Source organism: Mucilaginibacter sp. P2_A4 (assembly GCF_056405015.1).
Window position 1 is genome coordinate 355,390 of record NZ_JBFUCX010000002.1, and the last position, 17,984, is coordinate 373,373.

Below are 17,984 nucleotides of genomic sequence, written 5' to 3' on the forward strand. Positions count from 1 at the left end.
TAATCATTGTGGCCCTTTACCTTTATTCTTTTGTCTAATTAGTTATATTATATAGCTGTATACGAAAATCAAGTACCGAATTAGCGGGCAAATGTACCGAATCCTGCGGATATGGCCCGTAAGCATATCTTGACGGAATAAGCAACCTTATTTTGCCACCTTTCTTTATCTGTGGTATGCCCAATTGCCAACCTCTTATCACACTTCCTAATGTATAGGACGGGTGAAAATTGGTAGTTTGCGCAAACACAACACCATCAGCCAACCGTTGCCCTGTAAAGCCCACTGTTACAGTTGTTGAACTGGTAAACAGGTCATTTCCTGAACCTTCTTCGCCCTTTTTAATAATGTAAAACACTCCTGATGTGTCCACACGTTTAGCGCTGTCTTCTGGATGCTTTGCCAGGTAATCGCTGATTATTTTATCATCAATTGCCGCTTGAATTTTATACTGTACCATAGGATCGGCAGATTTTTTACATGCGCCCAATCCCGCCATCAATACCAATAGTAAAACAAGTAACCTGTTCATTTTTTCAAAAGGCAAATTTATTCTTTTATAATAGAAAAACGGCAGCTTAACATTTTTTAACAATTAATAATCCGCACAGCATTAAATAAGTGTAGTTAAGAGCTTTATTTCAAACTAAACGAATCATTTTAAAGAAAATTACTTCGGTTTATGGCTGTACGTCCGTTAGTTTTTCTGGCCGCACTATTACTGGTTTACGGCAAAGTGTTTTTACAATAAAAGCTCTTGTAATGCTTATTGACTATTAGGTTTGTAGTTAACAGTAAGCTTGTTTATTTTTTTTAGCATTTCGGTAAGGTATTCTTTATCTGCCGGGCTGATGTGGGCATCAAGGTAGTTATTAAATTGTTTTACAACCACGCGTGCCTGGTGCCGTTTTTCTTTGCCCACATCTGTCAGATAAATCTTTACCGAACGTTTATCGCCCTGGTTAGATTCCCGATAGATTAGTCCTGTTTTTTCCAGCTGACTAAGCATTCTTGATAAACTGGTTGATTTAAGCCCTAATAATGCGGCCGCCTGGGATACAGTGGTGCCTTCCTTTTCGTCGATATTGATTAACAGGTAGCCTATAGACTGCGTGATGCCAAACTCAGTAACCAACTGGTTGTACCTGTTGGCAACGGTTTGCCACACAATTTTTAAAAAATAATCAATGGTTTCCTGGTGTTTTACACTATTATGCATGCATACCAAACGTAAGAAATGCTTGTTAATTACACAAATTTAAGTTTGCAGTTTGCCGTTGCCAGTTTGTGGTTTTTATTAAAACAGATGTTAAGCAAACCGCCAACTCCTAACCGCCTTACTACCACCCCAGTTTAGTATCATCACCCCGTGGATCGGCGCCGCCTTCGTAATAACCCCATTGGGTTTTTAGAATGGCATCTACCCGACCTATGGTCCCGTGGCTGGTTATTTTGTAGCCTTTACCTTGGAGTTTTGTAACGGTGGCACTATCAATAGCATCTTTTTCAATCGTTACCTCATCGGGCAGCCATTGTGAGTGGAAGCGTTTTGAAGTTACCGCCTGTTGCATGCTTTGGTTAAACTCTATTACATTAAGTATGGTTTGAAAAACTGATGTAATGATTGTTGAGCCGCCGGGAGTACCTACTACCATAAACAGTTTTCCGTCTTTTTCAACAATGGTTGGTGTCATGGATGATAGCATGCGTTTACCGGGTTGGATGCTGTTGGCCTTGCCTCCAATCAATCCGTACATATTGGGTACTCCCGGTTTGGAGCTAAAGTCGTCCATTTCATTGTTAAGCAGGAACCCCGCGCCTTTAACAAAAATTTTGGAACCAAAGCTGTCGTTCAATGTGGTAGTAATTGATACCGCGTTGCCATCCCTATCTACAATAGAATAGTGTGTTGTTTGGTCGCTTTCGTAACTTACAAAGGTGCCGGGCTGTATACTGGTGCTTGGTGTGGCAGCATCCCAGCTAAAATTGCTCATACGCGATGCGGTATAAGCTGGTTTCAGCAGGCTATCAACCGGCACTTTAAAAAAATCAGGATCGCCAAGGTATTTGGATCTATCTGCATAAACCCGGCGTTCGGCTTCAACTACCAATCGCACGGTTGAATCCTGGTTGTATCCCCACCTTTTTAAAGGATATTTTTCAACAGATTGCAGCAATTGGAGCAAAGCTATGCCTCCGCTTGATGGTGGCGGCATTGTAATGATCTTGTACCCTTTATAATTGCCTGTAATAGCGTTGCGCCAAACAGAGTGGTAATTTTTGAGATCTTCCTTTGTCATTAGTCCTTTGCCGCTTTTCATTTCGGCAACAATTTCATCGGCCACTATACCATCGTAAAATCCCTCTCTGCCTTTATCGCGGATGAGTTCAAAGGTTTTGGCCAAATCCTCCTGCAACAATACATCGCCTGCATTCCAATCTCCATCTTTTATCAAATAGGTTTTGCCCGGATTTAATTTTGTGAACTGGGCTTTGGTGCGATTGAGGTCGCTGGCTAAATGTTTTGTTATTTTAAAACCGTTGCGGGCAAGTTCAATAGCAGGTTGTACAAGATCGGCCCATTTAAGCTTGCCATATTTACGGTGTGCCTCAACCATCCCATCAACAGAACCGGGAACGCCGGATGCCTGGTGTGTATACAGGCTCATATCAGGAATTACATTCCCGGCAGAATCCAGGTACATATTGGCACTTGCTCCGGCTGGTCCTTTTTCCCTAAAATCCAGGGTATTTGTTTTGCCGCTTTTTGAACGGAAAACCATAAAGCCCCCACCGCCAATATTGCCTGCTTGCGGGTGTGTTACTGTTAATGCAAATTGTACCGCTACTGCGGCATCAACAGCGTTGCCACCTTTCTTTAAAATATCAAGCCCAACCTGCGCGGCATCCGGGTAAGCGCAAACCACCATCCCATTACGATATTGGTTACTATTGTTAACACCCAGTTGCCCGTGTACACATCCTGTGGTTATAAAAAAAAGTATGGTTAAAAACAGGGTTATGTAATTGCTCTTTCTTATTTTAAAGCTATATATCATCATTATCAGCGAAAATTATTTTACTAAAATAATCTATTTAAGGCCATAAATACATTAAAAGAAGACCAATATTTCCTGTTGAAAGTCAGTTAGATGAATATTTAACAATGTAGTTTTTTCTTTACAATACCATAAAAATTCATAATTGGCGTTTATTACTGAACATTTACGCCCAGACGGGGTTAATTCTTCATTAAGCTAATATGCGTTTACATTACCTGTTTAATTGTTTACTTAAAACTACTACATGAAAAAATTTATTTACATTCTGTTATGCTCGGTTTCTTTTTTATTAATAGGCAAGCGCTCGCAGGCGCAGGATTATAAGGTAGCCGCCGGATTAAAATTTGGCGCATATGAAATTGGGCCATCCGGCAAGTACTTCCTTGATAAGACCACTGCACTTGAAGGTATCCTGGGTATCCGCGATCACGGCCTGGTAATAACCGGTTTGTACGAGATACATACACAAGCGTTTAACGTTGATAAGCTTAATTTTTATTACGGTTTTGGAGGCCATTTGGGTTCTATTGGCAGTGGGTATTACCATCGCTTTGGCAGTGATGCCCAATACTATAAAGACAGGCACCTTTTATTAGGAGCCGATGGTGTTTTGGGCCTGGAATGGATGATTCCTAATAGCCCAATTGCAGTAAGCTTGGATCTTAATCCCCGCCTTGAAGTAGCCACAGGGCCATTTTTCGATATTGCACCGGGTGTAGGTGTAAAATATACTTTTCAATAAACATTAAAGCTAATGCCTATGGCATAAAGCTTTGATTTACTTACCCCAAAATTACAGTTACAATTTAAGAGCAGGCATTTTAGGCCTGCTCTATTTTTTTGCCATAAAATGTGAACTTTCCCTCACTTATCTGTGTAAAGGATTACAGCTTTTGGGGATGTTCTTTAATGGTATCAAGTTTTTAATGACTGATGATCACCTTTTTTCCATACACCTTACTGCCCAATAATACCTTTAAGACATATACGCCCGGTGGCAAATTGCTCACATTCATTACCGTGCTAAAATTACCTTGCGGGATATTTTGCTTATCCGAAATTATGATTTGCCCCACCGAATTTACAAGTGAGAGGTTGAGATCTGCGGCCGTTTTAGCTGTAAATAAAACGTTTAGGTTGGCGTTTGCCGGCACCGGGAATACCGTTAATCCTATGTCAGTTGATTTATCTGCATTGGCTACCGTTCTGGCATAAACAAAAACATCTGATATGGCCACGCATCCACTGCTTAAAGTATCTGCTACCTGGTAGTTTCCGCTTTGTATGGGATCATAGGTAACACCTGTGGCTCCTTTTATCGGTGCTCCATTTAATAACCATTGATTGCCCATTGCAATACTCGAGTTTAAGGTATTATTACTTTGTACAATAACAGGCTTCGTTAATGTGACGGCCTTCCTGGCTGCAGAAGCGCAACCCAGGCTTTGAACCTTCATATCATAAAAGTAATAGTAAAAGCTTTTGTAATAACTGGTATCTGAAGGGTTATCACTGGTTGCGTCATTTCCGGTGATGCTGAATATATTACCCGTGCTGAACGGATAGGCTGTTACACCCGCGTTGTTGCGATAAATAGTTGCGCTATTATCATATTCAACTGATATTACGTATTTACCGGCGGCTGGTAATTCAAGATTGAGGTCATAAACCTTACCGGGGTCTGCCGGATCATTTGCTTGCGGACCGGGGAGTGGTATGCTGCGGGTAGCCTGGGCGTTTATAGTTGTTGATGCCACAGTTTGCCCGTTGCTGTTACTTACATTAAATGTGATTTTGCCTGGGTTGCCGATATATAAACGCGCGCTTTGAATAACTACCGGTACTTTGGTATCAACAATAACAGATGGGGTAAACTGATCATATCCACCATCACTGAAAATATTTTTAGTTGCCGGCCCTACGGTGCCCTTAAAATCATTTATGCCTGCGTAATAAGTATTATTTACAGGCGGATATGTTGTGCTTATTGGGCTGCCAACAGCAACGGGGGCAGTATCTCCAATATTTTGGTACCAAAGCAAAGTGCCATCGCCATTCCCGGATAAAAGGTATTGTTTGCTATCGGTACAGTAATAAGCGCTAAGATCGCCAATAGTAGATGGAAAGTTAATAACTATGGTTGTTGTTACGGTATCATTTGTTTTTACCGGGTCGCCGGTTAAATTGCTTACAGCAGTTATGGTATAAGTGGCCCCGGCCATCGCGTTAAAATTTTGACTAAAGGTGAAGTTGTCTTCATCGCCGGGTGCAAGGGTACCTGTGTAGGTTCCGTTAAAGGTAGTAACAGTATTATCGGGCGCGGTTATTTTTACCATTAACGGAATATTGCTGATTGCCGCGCTGCCAAAATTTTTAACCCGGATAGTTACGGGCGTAGTGATAGAGCATGCCCCACTTGAGCCGGGGTTAACTATGGCCGATATGCCGGCATCAATACTGGTTTGTAAAAATTGTACACGGTAGTCCTGGGTTTCGCCTTTGCTGTAACTGCCACAGGCTTGTATGGTTGAGGCATCGGCGGTTTCGTTTAATACTACCCTCATTAAACTGTAAGTGCCCGGCAAAACGTTGGCCGGTATCTTAATGTTTGTGGTGTATGTTCCAGTGCCGTTAAAAATGCCGGTAGTTGCTACTTCTTCATTGCTATCAAAAATACCGTTTTCATTATAATCAATAAATACCTTAGCGGCTTTAGTGAAATTGCTGCCGCAGGTACCCAGGGTAATGCTTAGGGGGTAGGATTTGTCCTCCTCTAATTGAATGGTTAAATTGGTGTAATCAGAATAGCTTTTGCATCCCGGGGCAGGTGTATTGTCAATATTAGCAAGTTTAACGTTATCAATGCGCGAATCGGCATTACTCAAAGGTGCCGATGAGCAGTAAGCAGTACCGCCCATTCCGGTTACGATGAGGGAGTAAGCCTGCAAGCCTGATGAAAGGGTACCTTTATGAGATACAGTAATGGTGTAAGCCTTGCCTGGCACCGCGTTGGCAATATAAACCTGCTCCACATTATCCCGGATATTATTGCCGGTTGTTGCTGTGGCAGATGGGTGATCGGGATCCAAAACCCAAGCGTTGTAGGTAGTTGTGCCATCACTCACTTTTATATCCAAATCGTTTACCAATTTTGGTGTGCGGCTGTTTATTGTCCCGTCGGGTAAAACTGTCCCTTGTGGATCTGTCCAGGCAATAGTTGCAATCAAAGCATCAGCACCCGATGCCAGTACATTAAAGGTTTGCGTTTGACCCTGGGTAAGTGTACTCTCTTTAATAAGGCTTTTGGTGCCGTTTTCAGTTATAGCCTGGGCGGCCTTTGCCGTATTGAGCAGCCCCCATCCATAAATATAATCGGGCCCCACATTACCGGCATCAAAGGCAGTGTGACAAACCAGGCCCTTTAGTGTGGCCGAGCGCATAAAGCTTTGATTGTTTTTTTTGTAGTAGTACTCCTGCAATAAATATAAAGAGCCTGTAATGTTGGGTGCAGCCATTGATGTACCTGATAGGGTGAGGTACGATGTACTGTTGGCAACACCTGCTGAAGTTACATTTACACCATCACCAACAATATCTGGTTTTACGCGCCCATCATCGGTCGGTCCCCGGCTACTGAAATAAGCGATACTTACATCTTGCCGGTTTGTAGGGCCGGATGGTAAGGGATTTACGGCGCCAACAGTAATTATATTTTTAGCATTACCTGTTGTGCTGATGATATCATAGCCGCTGTTATCGCTGATGTTTGCAGGCCTTGCTCCTTTGTTAACAATGGTTTGATCTGTTCTGCTCCTGTAGCCATAATATGTTGATCCGATGGCTGGCCCGTTACTGGACCGGCTATTACCTGCCGATTCAACGATGAGGTAATACGGCGCGGTATAGGCAATTTTATCCCATGACTGCGCGCGGGTATCATAAAAACCAAAAGTGTAATCAACAGAATCACCGGGTAAGCCATACCATTCCCAACGCGAGTCGCTATCATTATAATCCCAGCCCGCCACATCTCCATAGGAGTGGTTAGATAGTAATAAGCCCGATGCGGCACCGCTCATTTCTGATACATCGTTATCAAAATCCCATGATAGCAAACCGGCCGAGTTAAAAGCCATGCCTTTAGCAGGTGCATATACCCCTTTGGCTATCATAGTACCTGCCACGTGAGTGGTATGGTCAAGTACAGCAGCACCATCTTTTATGGTGATGGTTTTACCGGCAAATTCCTGGTGAGCGGCGTAAACGGAGCCACCATCCCACATGGCCAATTTATTGAGGAGGCTGGTACTGGACCCTGAAAGATTTAATCCTAAAGAGCCGCCTGGTTGTATCTTATTGGTATTTGTTGTTGCCGCAGCGGTAGTATTATTATGTGTAATGAGGTATACCGGGAACCCCAAACTGTTTATGCCTTGTAACGATAATAAATTGCCATTTTTTGATCGGCGGCTTATGGTCCACCCGCGTTTGCCGGCTAATGACAGGGCCTGTTGCCTGCCCACGGTATAAGTGTTTCTTAATTGGGATGAAAAATTATCAAGTTCGGCCTTTTTTGCGGTGCTTACCAATGGTTGTTGAGCAAAAAGCTCAGTAGTGGTACCCAGCAAAAACAATAAAAAGTAAATTGCGGAGTATAGCTTATTCATTGACTTGGATATAGGCATTTTCAAAATAATGAGAAGGCAAATTAACTCATATATTTATACGAATATGCATATAATCGATAAACTCAATGAATATATCTACGAAAGATATTTACCTACTATCGGCATTCTGCGGCCCATACCAAAAGCCTTTGGCGAAACCCTTAAGATTGGCGGTGTTTGGTAACGTTTATGCTCGGCCGAGTTGGTAAGCTTGATTACCCGGCGAACTGTTGCTTCGTCATAGCCCATTTTAATGATCTCGGCAGATGAACGACGGTATTCAATATATTCTTCCAGTATTTTGTCCAAAATATCATATTCGGGCAGGGAGTCGGTATCTTTTTGATCAGGTCTTAACTCAGCCGAAGGCGGTTTAACGATGGAGTTAATCGGGATGATCTCCTTATCGCGGTTAATGTGGCGGGCCAATTCAAAAACCTGCGTTTTATACACATCGCCTATAACAGAAATGCCTCCGCACATATCGCCATATAAAGTACCGTAACCTACCGCCGCTTCGCTTTTATTGCTGGTGTTTAGCAAAATATAACCAAACTTATTGCACATCGCCATTAATAAAACAGCCCTGGTACGCGATTGGATATTTTCTTCGGCAATATTAAACGTAAGGTTTTTAAACTGCGGGTGCAGGGAACTCTCAATCGCTTCGGTAATATGCTTTATAGCTATGGTTTCACTTTTGCAGCCCAGGTTTTTCACAAGGTCCTCTGCATCTTTAAGGGAATGATCTGTTGAAAAACGCGAAGGCAGTAATACGGCCATCACATTCATCGGACCTAAGGCCTCCGCAGCCAGAGCACAAACCACTGCCGAATCTATCCCGCCGGATAAACCTAATATAGCTTGTTTAAAGCCGGATTTATAAAAATAATCACGGATCCCCAAAATAATTCCCTGGTGTATCTGGTCAATATCACTCGGGCGTTCGGCTTTTAGGGTTGATGTATGCTCAAAACTTATGGTGTTGTTATCGGCCAGGGTGTAATAAGCCATATTTTCCTCAAAATAGGGCAATTCATCTATAAGTTTGCCTGTATTGTCAAATACCAGCGATCCTCCATCAAATATCAGTTCGGTTTGTGCGCCTACCTGGTTTACATAAAGTAGTGGCAAATTATAGCGGCTGGCATTATCGCTCAAAATATCAATCCGCACCTCATCGTGGTTATAGGCAAATGGCGAAGCCGCGATATTAATCATTACATCGGGTTGCTGATGAATGAGGATATCCATGGGGCGGGTAATGTACAGCGGGTTCTCTATGGTATTCCACAAGTCCTCGCATATGGTAAGCGCTATTTTTTTGCCTTTAAATTCAATACAGTTAAAATCTGTTGATGGTTCAAAATAGCGGTATTCGTCAAATACATCGTAATTTGGTAGCAGAGCTTTATTCACTATCGCCTTAACCTTCCCGTCCTCAATAAAATATGCCGAGTTGTTAAGATCTTTACCCTCTGTTTTGTTATTGAAAGTGGGCAGGCCAATAATGCAGGCCACATCTGTACATACTGAGGCTATTTTTTTTGCGGCTTCATCGCACAAACCTATAAACTCATCAAATTCAAGAAAGTCGCGTGCCGGGTACCCGCAAACGCATAGTTCGGCAAATACAACAAGGTCGGCACCGTTTTGCTTTGCCTCTAAAATATGATCAATAATTTTGGCTGTGTTCGATTCGAAATTACCTATATGATAGTTGAGCTGGGCTAATGCGATTTTCATGGATGGTATAGTAACGTATTAATGCAAATAAAAATTATTTTTGCTCAAAGGATAAAAATGATAACTACCCGGTATAAAGCAAAACAAATTTACTTATTTTTTTTTATTGGCCTGATTTTGACAGCCTGCGGGCGCAATAAAAAGGTTGATGTAAGTAATATTAACCTTGATGTGACGATAGAGCGCTTTGATCATGATTTTGATGCTATGCGCACCGGGCGCATAAACCAGCAAGCCGTTTCTCTTCATAATAAGTATGGGGCATTTTACCAGGATTTTATTGAACGTGTTTTGCAGGCCGGTAGTACAAGAGATACTGCCTATTTTAAAACCCTGCATGAGGTATTTAAAGGTAAAGCTTATAACGATCTGAAACATGATGTAGAGGCTGTTTACCCAAATATGGATAAACAGAACGCCGAACTGACAGAGGCTTTTAAATACATCAAATACTATTATCCCAAAAAGAGAATCCCGAAAGTTTATGCTTACCTATCTGGATTCCAGGCGCAAACATCCATTGGTGATGGGTATTTTGCCATAGGGCTTGATTTGTTTTTGGGGGCCAACTCCAGGTTTTATCCTTCAATCACCAGTGCGTTTCCGCATTATTTATCAAGGCATTTTACGCCCGATAATATTACCCCCCGTGTGGTTGAGGGCATTGCCCGTGAGGATATGTTTCCCGAAGACGATAATGATAAATCATTACTATCAAAAATGGTGTACAACGGTAAGATCATGTATTTTATGGATAGGATATTACCTGATGTTAGTGATACAACTAAAATTAGCTATACCGCCACCCAGTTAAAATGGTGTAATGATTTTGAATCGAAAATATGGGGATACTTTTTAGAGGAGAACCTATTGTACGAAACCGATTATCCAAAAATTCAAAAATATCTTACTGAAGCGCCGTTTACTCCGGGCCTGGGCGAAAGAAATGAATCGGCACCAAAGTTGGCTGTATATACGGGCTGGCAAATTGTACGTGCCTATATGAATAAGCACCCTGAAGTTACCTTGCCACAATTAATGGCTGATAAGGATGCGCAAAAGATCCTGAATCAATCGAAATATAAGCCGAAGTAAATGTGCAGATTACGGATATGAGATGAGCAGATGAAGCATAAAAAAAGCGTCAGGGATAACCTTGACGCTTTTCTTATATATTGAATAATAAATTATTTCATAATATCGAACACTGCTTTTAAAGCAATACCGGCACCTAATGCTAATAATACATTGGCGATCCATGAAAAGTATGGGGTATTTTCATCACCTGCAAAGCGGATAAATACACCTACAATGCCTATGATAATAGCTACAACTAATAGTTTGTAATGTTTCTCTGAATTGGCGTTTTCCATTGACTCCATGATACCGTATTTAATGTTTTGGCAAAAATAGAAATGTTTAGCGAAAATGCCACTAATTTTTATGATTTTATCGAGCCTAAAAATGTGGGGTGTTTTCTTTTGTAATACCTTATTAATATCCACACACCAATACCCGCTAAAATAAACATCCACAAGTTGGCTAACCCCAAAACAAGTTGAGTAAACAGGTACCAGCCATAATGCAATGAATTTGCAAAACGTTTGTTAAATGACAATTGATAAGCCGAGGGATCATCATTCGCGATGGTTTCGTTCACTATAGTATTGCTTTGGTAAAAGCTAAGGGTTACTACGCTAAACTTAACAGCGGCGTCAATTTTCATATTGTCAATTTGCCCATCAACCATATCATCTTTTAATAACAGTACATTCAATGGGTTTTTTATGGTGATTTTCCCTTTTTTCTGTTGCTCTACCAGCTCTTTCCGGCTGTTAAGTTTTAATTTTGATGATAGAAAATCAAGTGATTTATCGTCGATATCCATTTTGCTGTAAGTAACATATATGCCCATATGTGCTACCTGCTGCATAAAATCGCCCAGCTTATCAGAGGGTACCTTAACAGTCATTTCTTCTGTAGTACTAAAAGCTGATACACGCTTTACAGAATCATCGCTAATGCGGTAATCCTGGGCTCCCTGCACAGACGATTCCATTTGGTGATGCATGACCATTCCGTTGTTCTTAATGGTTAAGGCGCTGATTTTTTCGGCCGTTTGCTGCACGTTTTGAACCTTGAAGCGCATGTCTGCAGTTTTTACCAGTTTGGGGTTTATTGTCGTCAATGAATCTGCGCGGGTATCTACAGCGGCCGAATCTGCAGACGAACTGCTACTGTTGTTAACAGCTTCGTACTTGGATACACCTCCCTTACACGCGCCCAGCAGAACAATGCCCGCCAGCAGCGCAGTTACAATTTTTGTTTTCATGAATTTTAATTGTTTTTTTTGGTTACTATTAATTCTGATAAAGGCGAATAAGTAACCCTTCTGTGGAGAGAATGAGGTAGTTGCAGAATAAATAAGATGGATATTGAACCGGCTTACGCCAATAAGGTAAATAGCAACGGCACCAAAACAAACATCGATGCCACTGTAATTTTTATGTTTTGTTATTTGATCAGTGTTCTGTTTAGTGAAAGGGGTAAGCCAATAGAGAAAACCATGTTGGCTTTATTTGATGAATACCTGGTTAAGTTAGCTACGCCTATGCCAAAGCTTATGAGGTTTTTGAAAGGCCTTAAGCCGGCCGAAAATGCTAAATTCATGCCTGTCCATTCGGCATTTATGCTTACATGTCTTATCGCCTCAAATGAAATACTGCCAAATATTGCGGTACCATGGGTGCCTTTTCCGTTAGCAATATCAATGGGGCTTTTTTCATAAAACCTGCCACTGCCTAAGCCAATGGTGTAACTAAGCCTTGAGCAGCCGGGAGTTAACGATGGAATTGTTTGTACCGCATGGCTTATAGCCATATAAAACGTTGATCCCGGCGAGTCTGATTGCCTATCATTGGCAAACATTTGCAGGGCGCCTGCCGAAATGCTTGTACCGGCAAATAACTTTCTGCTTAGGATGAAGTTGCCAGAAAAGTCACGAAACAGGTGTACATCAGTAACGTTCAAGCTGGTAGCAAAGTTTACTGCCGATTCTGGGTTGCCCACACAAAAACCAATTGAACCAATGAGGTCGGCCTTGTTGTTCCTGTATACTTCCGGGTAGGCCCCGCCTAAACCGCCGAAAATATATGTGCCATATCCGCCAAAGCCAGTCGGTGTTAAAAGTGCGATGGGGGCATCGCTGGGATAAAGATCTCCGTTTTCTATCTGTGATGCCCCCTGCGCGGCTACAACCGGAACGGGGGCCAAAAATGAATCTACTTGTTGCTTTAACTCCTTTTCGAAAGAATTTTGACTGAAGGCAGATCTGGCACACAAACAAAGTGCTACAATGGCACAAAACTTGAATGACTGCAGCCGGAATTTGCAAATCATGATGAGATGATTAGGGGACGAAATGAGTTAAGTAATGAGTTTATTACCGCTGTTTACGCATTACTGCATTGGTTAGTTATGGTAATTGAAAACTAATCAGCATGATTTGTTGAGGTATAACGCAATAAGGAGGGCCGTTCTTTTTAAAAGGACCCAAACCGGAAATATCCTGGTTCAGTAAATTAAACTGAACCAGGATTAAGCAGATTCATAAGATTTTTGGATTTTGATTGGGCAAGCTAAAAACCTTACGATTCTTTTAATCGGATAAATCCTGGTTCAGACAAATTTTTATGCACTTAGCTCTTCATAGGCTGAGGTTAAGCCTCTTTCAATACCATCACCCTGCCATTCAGTTACGCCGGTAATACTTTTAGCCCCAATGATTTCTTCTTTTGATTTGCCTGCTTTAATGCTGGTATCAACAAAGGTTACCAGGTTTTCCATAAAGTGTTGCATGGCTTTTACATCGTCCATAGTGCCGGTTACCTTAAGCGGATCAAAGGCATGGCCGAAAACGAAGATGGTATTCTTATCAAATTGTTTGGTGGCAGCCTCCAGCGTGGTTATCCAGCTTTTGCATGATGCACCGGCGCTGCGGTCAACAAAAGGGTATCGGCGATTAAATACCAGGTCGCCGGTGTGTACAACGTTGGCGTTTTCAAAGTGTATAAAACTATCGCCATTGGTATGGCCCGCGCCAAAGTAATGTGCGGTGATATGCTCATCACCTACCTTAGTTTTCCACTTATCGGTATAGGTAATATCTGGGTATAGTTGTTTATCGTCGTTATTTTGTTTTGCTGCCGATGCTTTTTGGTTGATAAGCGAGTTGGTGTGGGCCGCTACATTTTGGGCTATACCTTTAAAAGCGATGTTGCCGCTGGTATGGTCGCCGTGGTGATGGGTATTGATGAGCCATTTGAAAGGTTTATCTGATTGTTTCTTCAACTCAGCTATAAGGTGCGTAGCCTGTTCCGGAAATTCAGCATCAACCACAACAATACCTTCCTTGTTTGCCAGCCAGGCAATGGTGCCGCCTTTTTCGGCAAACATGCCAACATTACCACGTAATGTTTTAAACTGAAAAGTTGGGTCGGCCAGTATTGATGCCAGGCTTCTTTTTCCGAATAATGCAATTGAGCCTGCAGTAAGGGCTGTGTTCATTAAAAACTTACGGCGTTCCATAGATTTATTTGTTATGATTTTGGTAGTTGGGGATTAGTAAATTTAGGTATTTTAATTTCTAAGTAGCAAGCAGATAATAGGTTGTATCAATAATAATATATTAACCCGGAACAAATAACGGCGCAGCGAAATATCAACGGCCAAATGTGTTAAATTATGTTAACACAGCTACTTACGTTAATTAATGCCATTATCTTTATTGGATAATAATAAAACCTATGCTGAAAAATTACTTTAAACTGGCCTGGCGTAACCTTTGGAAAAACAAAGCTTTTTCATTGATCAATATCTTCGGTCTTTCGGTGGGTATTGCCTTTACCTTACTTATTGGTGCCTACATTTGGGGGCAGCTGCAGGTAAACCATCAGCTTAAAAATTTTAAGAACCAGTATATTTTAACAAGCCGGTGGAAAGATCCGGGCCAGGGTAATGAAATTGCTTCGGCAGGGCAGATGCCAAGAGCGCTAAGGGATAATTACCCCAACCTGGTAGCTAATTATTATCATTTTGATGGCGTTACCACTAATGTATCCAGGGGTGATATGCATTTTAGGGAGAGCCTGCAGCTGGGTGATAGCACGCTGCTCAAGATGTATGGATTAAAGTTATTGTATGGTGATGCTAAAACCGCCATGAATGATCCGTTTTCGGTGGTGCTTACGCAAAAAATGGCTTTGAAATATTTTGGTAAGCTGGATGTTGTTGGGCAAACCATCAACTTTGAAAGTTTTGGCGGCGAAAAGCACGATTTTGTGATCAGCGGGGTGTTGGATAATGTGCCCAAAAACTCGGTGACCAACCTTGATCAAAACAATAATTCCGATTTCTTTTTTACGGCCAGCTCGGCAAAATACTTTAAACGCAACCTGGAAGGGTGGACAAACTTTAGCACCGTAGGCTATGTTGAATTAAAAGATGGTGTTACCGCAAAGGACCTGGAAAGGCCGCTGCGTGAGCTGATGAAAAAGAACGCACCTGCAGATATCAGCAAAAGCCTTACAAACGTAGCGGTACCACTTACGGATTATTACCTTGAAGGATGGGGCGGCACCGTTAAAACCATGTGTTATACATTGGGTTACATCGCGCTGTTTATTTTGCTGATGGCTATCATCAATTTTGTGAACATCTGTATCGGCCGCTCATCCGGGCGAATGAAGGAGATGGGCATCCGCAAGGTGTTAGGTGGTTTACGCGGCCAGCTTATTTGGCAGTTTTTAACCGAATCGGTGCTCATGGTTTTAATTGCTACTGTGATTGCCCTGGTATTATACGCCCTGGCGAGGCCATATTTTAGCAATGTGCTTGGCGAGCAAATCACCGGGCTGTTTGGCTTCCCGGTTTATTTTATAGCGATACCTTTTTTGTTTGCCCTGTTTGTGGGGATATTGGCAGGTATTTACCCGGCGTTGGTGTTATCCGCATTGAAATCAGTCGACTCGCTAAAAGGCAAGCTGGCATCGGTAAAAGAGAGTGTGCTATTCCGCAAAACGCTGGTGGGCTTTCAGTTTGGTACCGCGGCTATCGTATTTATTGGTGCGCTTATCATTTCGCAGCAAATAAACCTGTTTTTTAACGGCAAGCTGGGTTATAATAAAGACTATGTAGTGTATGCCCAGCTGCCAAGGGATTGGTCGGTTAAAGGGGTGCAAAAAATGCAATCGGTAAAAGATCAGCTGATGCAGATGCCTGAGGTAAGCAGTGTTTCGCTTTCATGGGATATTCCGAACGGACAAAACGGCGGCAATTATACCGTGTACAAGCAAGGAGGGAACCCCGCGCAAGCAATCACTGCAACGGGTTTAATGGTTGATAATCAATACGCCGCCACCTACAATATCCCCATGAGGGCCGGTACATTTTTTAAGCCGGTTTTTATCCCGGCAGATACAACGCAGGTGGTGATTAACGAAACACAAGCTAAAATAATGGGATATAAAACTCCCGATGACGCCATAGGTCAAAAGATGATGCAGCAGGGCAGCAATATTCCGCTCATCATTTGCGGTGTAACGGCCGACTTTCATTTCGGGTCGATGCATGATTTAATATCGCCCATCACTTTTATGAATGTTAATTACACTACTTACTACCGGTATTTTTCTATCAAACTAAAGCCGGGCAACATGCAGCAAAGCATCACTGCGCTACAAAAAAGGTGGGCGGTGCTTTTACCCGGAGCTCCCTTTGAATATGGCTTTATGGACGATGCCCTTAAAAAAGTTTATCAATCCGAGATCCAGTTAAAGCAGGCCGCTTATATTGCTACAGTTTTAGCGGTGATTATTGTACTGTTGGGTGTATTGGGGCTAATATCACTAAGTATCCAGAAGCGTACTAAGGAGATCGGTATCCGCAAAGTATTGGGTTCATCGGTTGCAGGCATCATCACCTTGTTTATAAAAGAGTTTTTAGGGGTGATAGTAATTGCTTGTTTAGTGGCCTGCCCGCTGGCTTATTTAATGATGAATAACTGGCTTAATAATTATGCTTATAAAATAGCCATTACCCTAAATCCATTTATGGTTGCTATTGTTGGCCTTACCTTGGTTGCGGCTGTATTGATCACTATACAAACTATAAAAGCTGCCCTGGATAGCCCGGTGAAGAGTTTGAGGAGTGAATAGGTAATACACCCTAATAGCTCAGCTTATTTAGTAGGGTCATTCACTACGCCTGCAAACAATACCAACCCGCTTTTCATTTCGCGAATAGCAAAGATGAACGGATGATCAAACCTGATATAATTGGGAGCGGGGGCTGTACTTCCAACGCCTACGGATGTTACTGCGGCAGCCGTTGTACCATCTTCGTTTACCTCAACATAGGCTTTGTGTTTTACCTCGGTAATAGCGAGGCCGCCAGCCGCTACTATGCGGGTAAAATCGGCATTTCCTGAAAACGCATTGGCCATGCCCAGGTTGCTTAAAATATTAGTTAAAATTATGTCATAGCTGAATTTGAATTTTGGCATAGTGATCTGGGCATGTGTTGCCGTTAAACCGGCCATAAGGGTTTGCCATTTAGCCGAATCAAGCCCTGCCGCGTATTCCTTTACTGATTTTTGGGTTGGAGATAATATGACCATGCTGAATTTCTTATTGGAGTAAGGTAGCTCCAGAATTTTGGCGTCGGGTGTTATAACCGAATTAAAGTTGCCATCACCATTCATCAAATCTGCCTGAACCGTATTGCCCGATGCTAAATAGAAGTTTCCCTTTTGGGTTTGGGTTACATCAAATTTACTGGCCCAGCTACTTTTAAAGTAAATGGCGTTAATAAGATACATCCGGGCGTTTGAGGGTATATTGTTGATGATGCTGGTGATTTTGCCATCGGTTGCATTGTTAACCCAGCTATTGATAACATCCTTGGTAGCTGGATTATTAAAATCAAGAGCTTCAATTTTTGCATTGTAATTTGAAGCATTCCCCTGTAAAAATGCAGGTATGGGTGTAAATATGTTGGCGTACCAAATGGAATTGGCAAATTTCAAAGTGGTTTTAGGGTCGAGCTGGGGCAACTCAGCCATCATTTTGTGATAGTAACTATTAACCTGGTCTTCGGTAAAATCATTAAAATCCATAGTGTTCCTGATAGCTTGCAGGGTTTGTCCGGAGGCTCCGTTGCTGGTCATCCCTACGGCTATGCTCACGCTCAATGGCGACAGGAAAAGGTTATCAGCATCGGGATTACCACTAAGGGTAGCTTTAAATAGTTTCAGGGTAAAAGCATTATCCGCCGTAATTTTTAGTTGCTCGTTGGTGGTAAGCGAAAGCTCTTTGCCAGTATCCGGGGCGGTGTCTGTTTTTTTGCAGGCAGTAATTACTATGAGCGATAAGGCAATTGCTGTAAAGGTTTTGCGGATCATATGTGGCTGGTTTATAATGATATTACGAATCGCCCAACCGGAATGCAACAG

The 17,984-nt window shown here is 42.1% G+C and carries 13 protein-coding genes; 3 read left to right on the forward strand and 10 right to left on the reverse strand.

The genetic code is table 11. The features are described 5' to 3' along the window. Window positions 1–34: 34 nt before the first annotated feature. The 3 genes from AC1DYB_RS05510 to ggt form a co-directional block, all read right to left on the reverse strand. Window positions 35–532 carry an FKBP-type peptidyl-prolyl cis-trans isomerase gene (locus tag AC1DYB_RS05510; RefSeq protein WP_295717733.1) on the reverse strand — a complete coding sequence of 166 codons (498 nt, stop codon included), beginning with the start codon at window positions 530–532 and terminating at the stop codon, window positions 35–37. 234 nt (window positions 533–766) lie between these two features. Continuing rightward, window positions 767–1,219 carry a MarR family winged helix-turn-helix transcriptional regulator gene (locus AC1DYB_RS05515; protein WP_295717731.1) on the reverse strand — a complete coding sequence of 151 codons (453 nt, stop codon included), beginning with the start codon at window positions 1,217–1,219 and terminating at the stop codon, window positions 767–769. A 121-nt stretch (window positions 1,220–1,340) separates the two neighbouring features. Continuing rightward, on the reverse strand, window positions 1,341–3,062 hold the full coding sequence (gene ggt, locus AC1DYB_RS05520) for a gamma-glutamyltransferase (RefSeq protein ID WP_477433141.1): 1,722 nt from the start codon (window positions 3,060–3,062) through the stop codon (window positions 1,341–1,343). A 244-nt stretch (window positions 3,063–3,306) separates the two neighbouring features. On the opposite strand from ggt, the gene AC1DYB_RS05525 reads away from it, so the two are divergent. Continuing rightward, the gene (locus tag AC1DYB_RS05525) at window positions 3,307–3,804 is read left to right on the forward strand and encodes a hypothetical protein (protein ID WP_295717729.1); all 498 of its coding nucleotides are present in this window, start codon (window positions 3,307–3,309) and stop codon (window positions 3,802–3,804) included. Between the two features lie 181 nt (window positions 3,805–3,985). On the opposite strand, the gene AC1DYB_RS05530 is transcribed toward AC1DYB_RS05525, so the two are convergent. Continuing rightward, a complete protein-coding gene (locus AC1DYB_RS05530) occupies window positions 3,986–7,729 on the reverse strand; it encodes a S8 family serine peptidase (RefSeq protein WP_477433143.1) in 3,744 nt (1,247 codons plus the stop codon). Between the two features lie 96 nt (window positions 7,730–7,825). Continuing rightward, a complete protein-coding gene (locus AC1DYB_RS05535; RefSeq protein WP_477433145.1) occupies window positions 7,826–9,475 on the reverse strand; it encodes an NAD+ synthase in 1,650 nt (549 codons plus the stop codon). A gap of 57 nt (window positions 9,476–9,532) precedes the next feature. On the opposite strand from AC1DYB_RS05535, the gene gldB reads away from it, so the two are divergent. Further along, window positions 9,533–10,570, forward strand: coding sequence for a gliding motility lipoprotein GldB (gene gldB, locus AC1DYB_RS05540; RefSeq protein ID WP_477433147.1), 1,038 nt, complete (start codon window positions 9,533–9,535; stop codon window positions 10,568–10,570). Window positions 10,571–10,662: 92 nt separating this feature from the next. Here the strand turns inward: gldB and AC1DYB_RS05545 are convergent, their stop codons facing one another. From AC1DYB_RS05545 to AC1DYB_RS05560, 4 genes are all read right to left on the reverse strand, one after another. After that, entirely contained in the window at window positions 10,663–10,857 is a 195-nt protein-coding gene (locus AC1DYB_RS05545) for a hypothetical protein (protein WP_295717720.1), read from the reverse strand. Between the two features lie 59 nt (window positions 10,858–10,916). Further along, entirely contained in the window at window positions 10,917–11,807 is an 891-nt protein-coding gene (locus AC1DYB_RS05550) for a DUF4349 domain-containing protein (protein WP_477433149.1), read from the reverse strand. A gap of 182 nt (window positions 11,808–11,989) precedes the next feature. Then, on the reverse strand, window positions 11,990–12,874 hold the full coding sequence (locus AC1DYB_RS05555) for a hypothetical protein (RefSeq protein ID WP_477433151.1): 885 nt from the start codon (window positions 12,872–12,874) through the stop codon (window positions 11,990–11,992). Window positions 12,875–13,165: 291 nt separating this feature from the next. Beyond that, window positions 13,166–14,062 (reverse strand): MBL fold metallo-hydrolase, encoded by an 897-nt coding sequence (locus AC1DYB_RS05560; RefSeq protein WP_477433153.1) that lies wholly within the window; start codon window positions 14,060–14,062, stop codon window positions 13,166–13,168. A gap of 218 nt (window positions 14,063–14,280) precedes the next feature. Here AC1DYB_RS05560 and AC1DYB_RS05565 point away from each other — a divergent pair, with 218 nt between their 5' ends. Beyond that, window positions 14,281–16,689 carry an ABC transporter permease gene (locus AC1DYB_RS05565; protein ID WP_477433155.1) on the forward strand — a complete coding sequence of 803 codons (2,409 nt, stop codon included), beginning with the start codon at window positions 14,281–14,283 and terminating at the stop codon, window positions 16,687–16,689. Between the two features lie 23 nt (window positions 16,690–16,712). Here AC1DYB_RS05565 and AC1DYB_RS05570 read toward each other — a convergent pair whose 3' ends face one another. Continuing rightward, window positions 16,713–17,933 (reverse strand): serpin family protein, encoded by a 1,221-nt coding sequence (locus AC1DYB_RS05570; protein ID WP_477433157.1) that lies wholly within the window; start codon window positions 17,931–17,933, stop codon window positions 16,713–16,715. Between the last annotated feature and the right edge of the window lie 51 nt (window positions 17,934–17,984).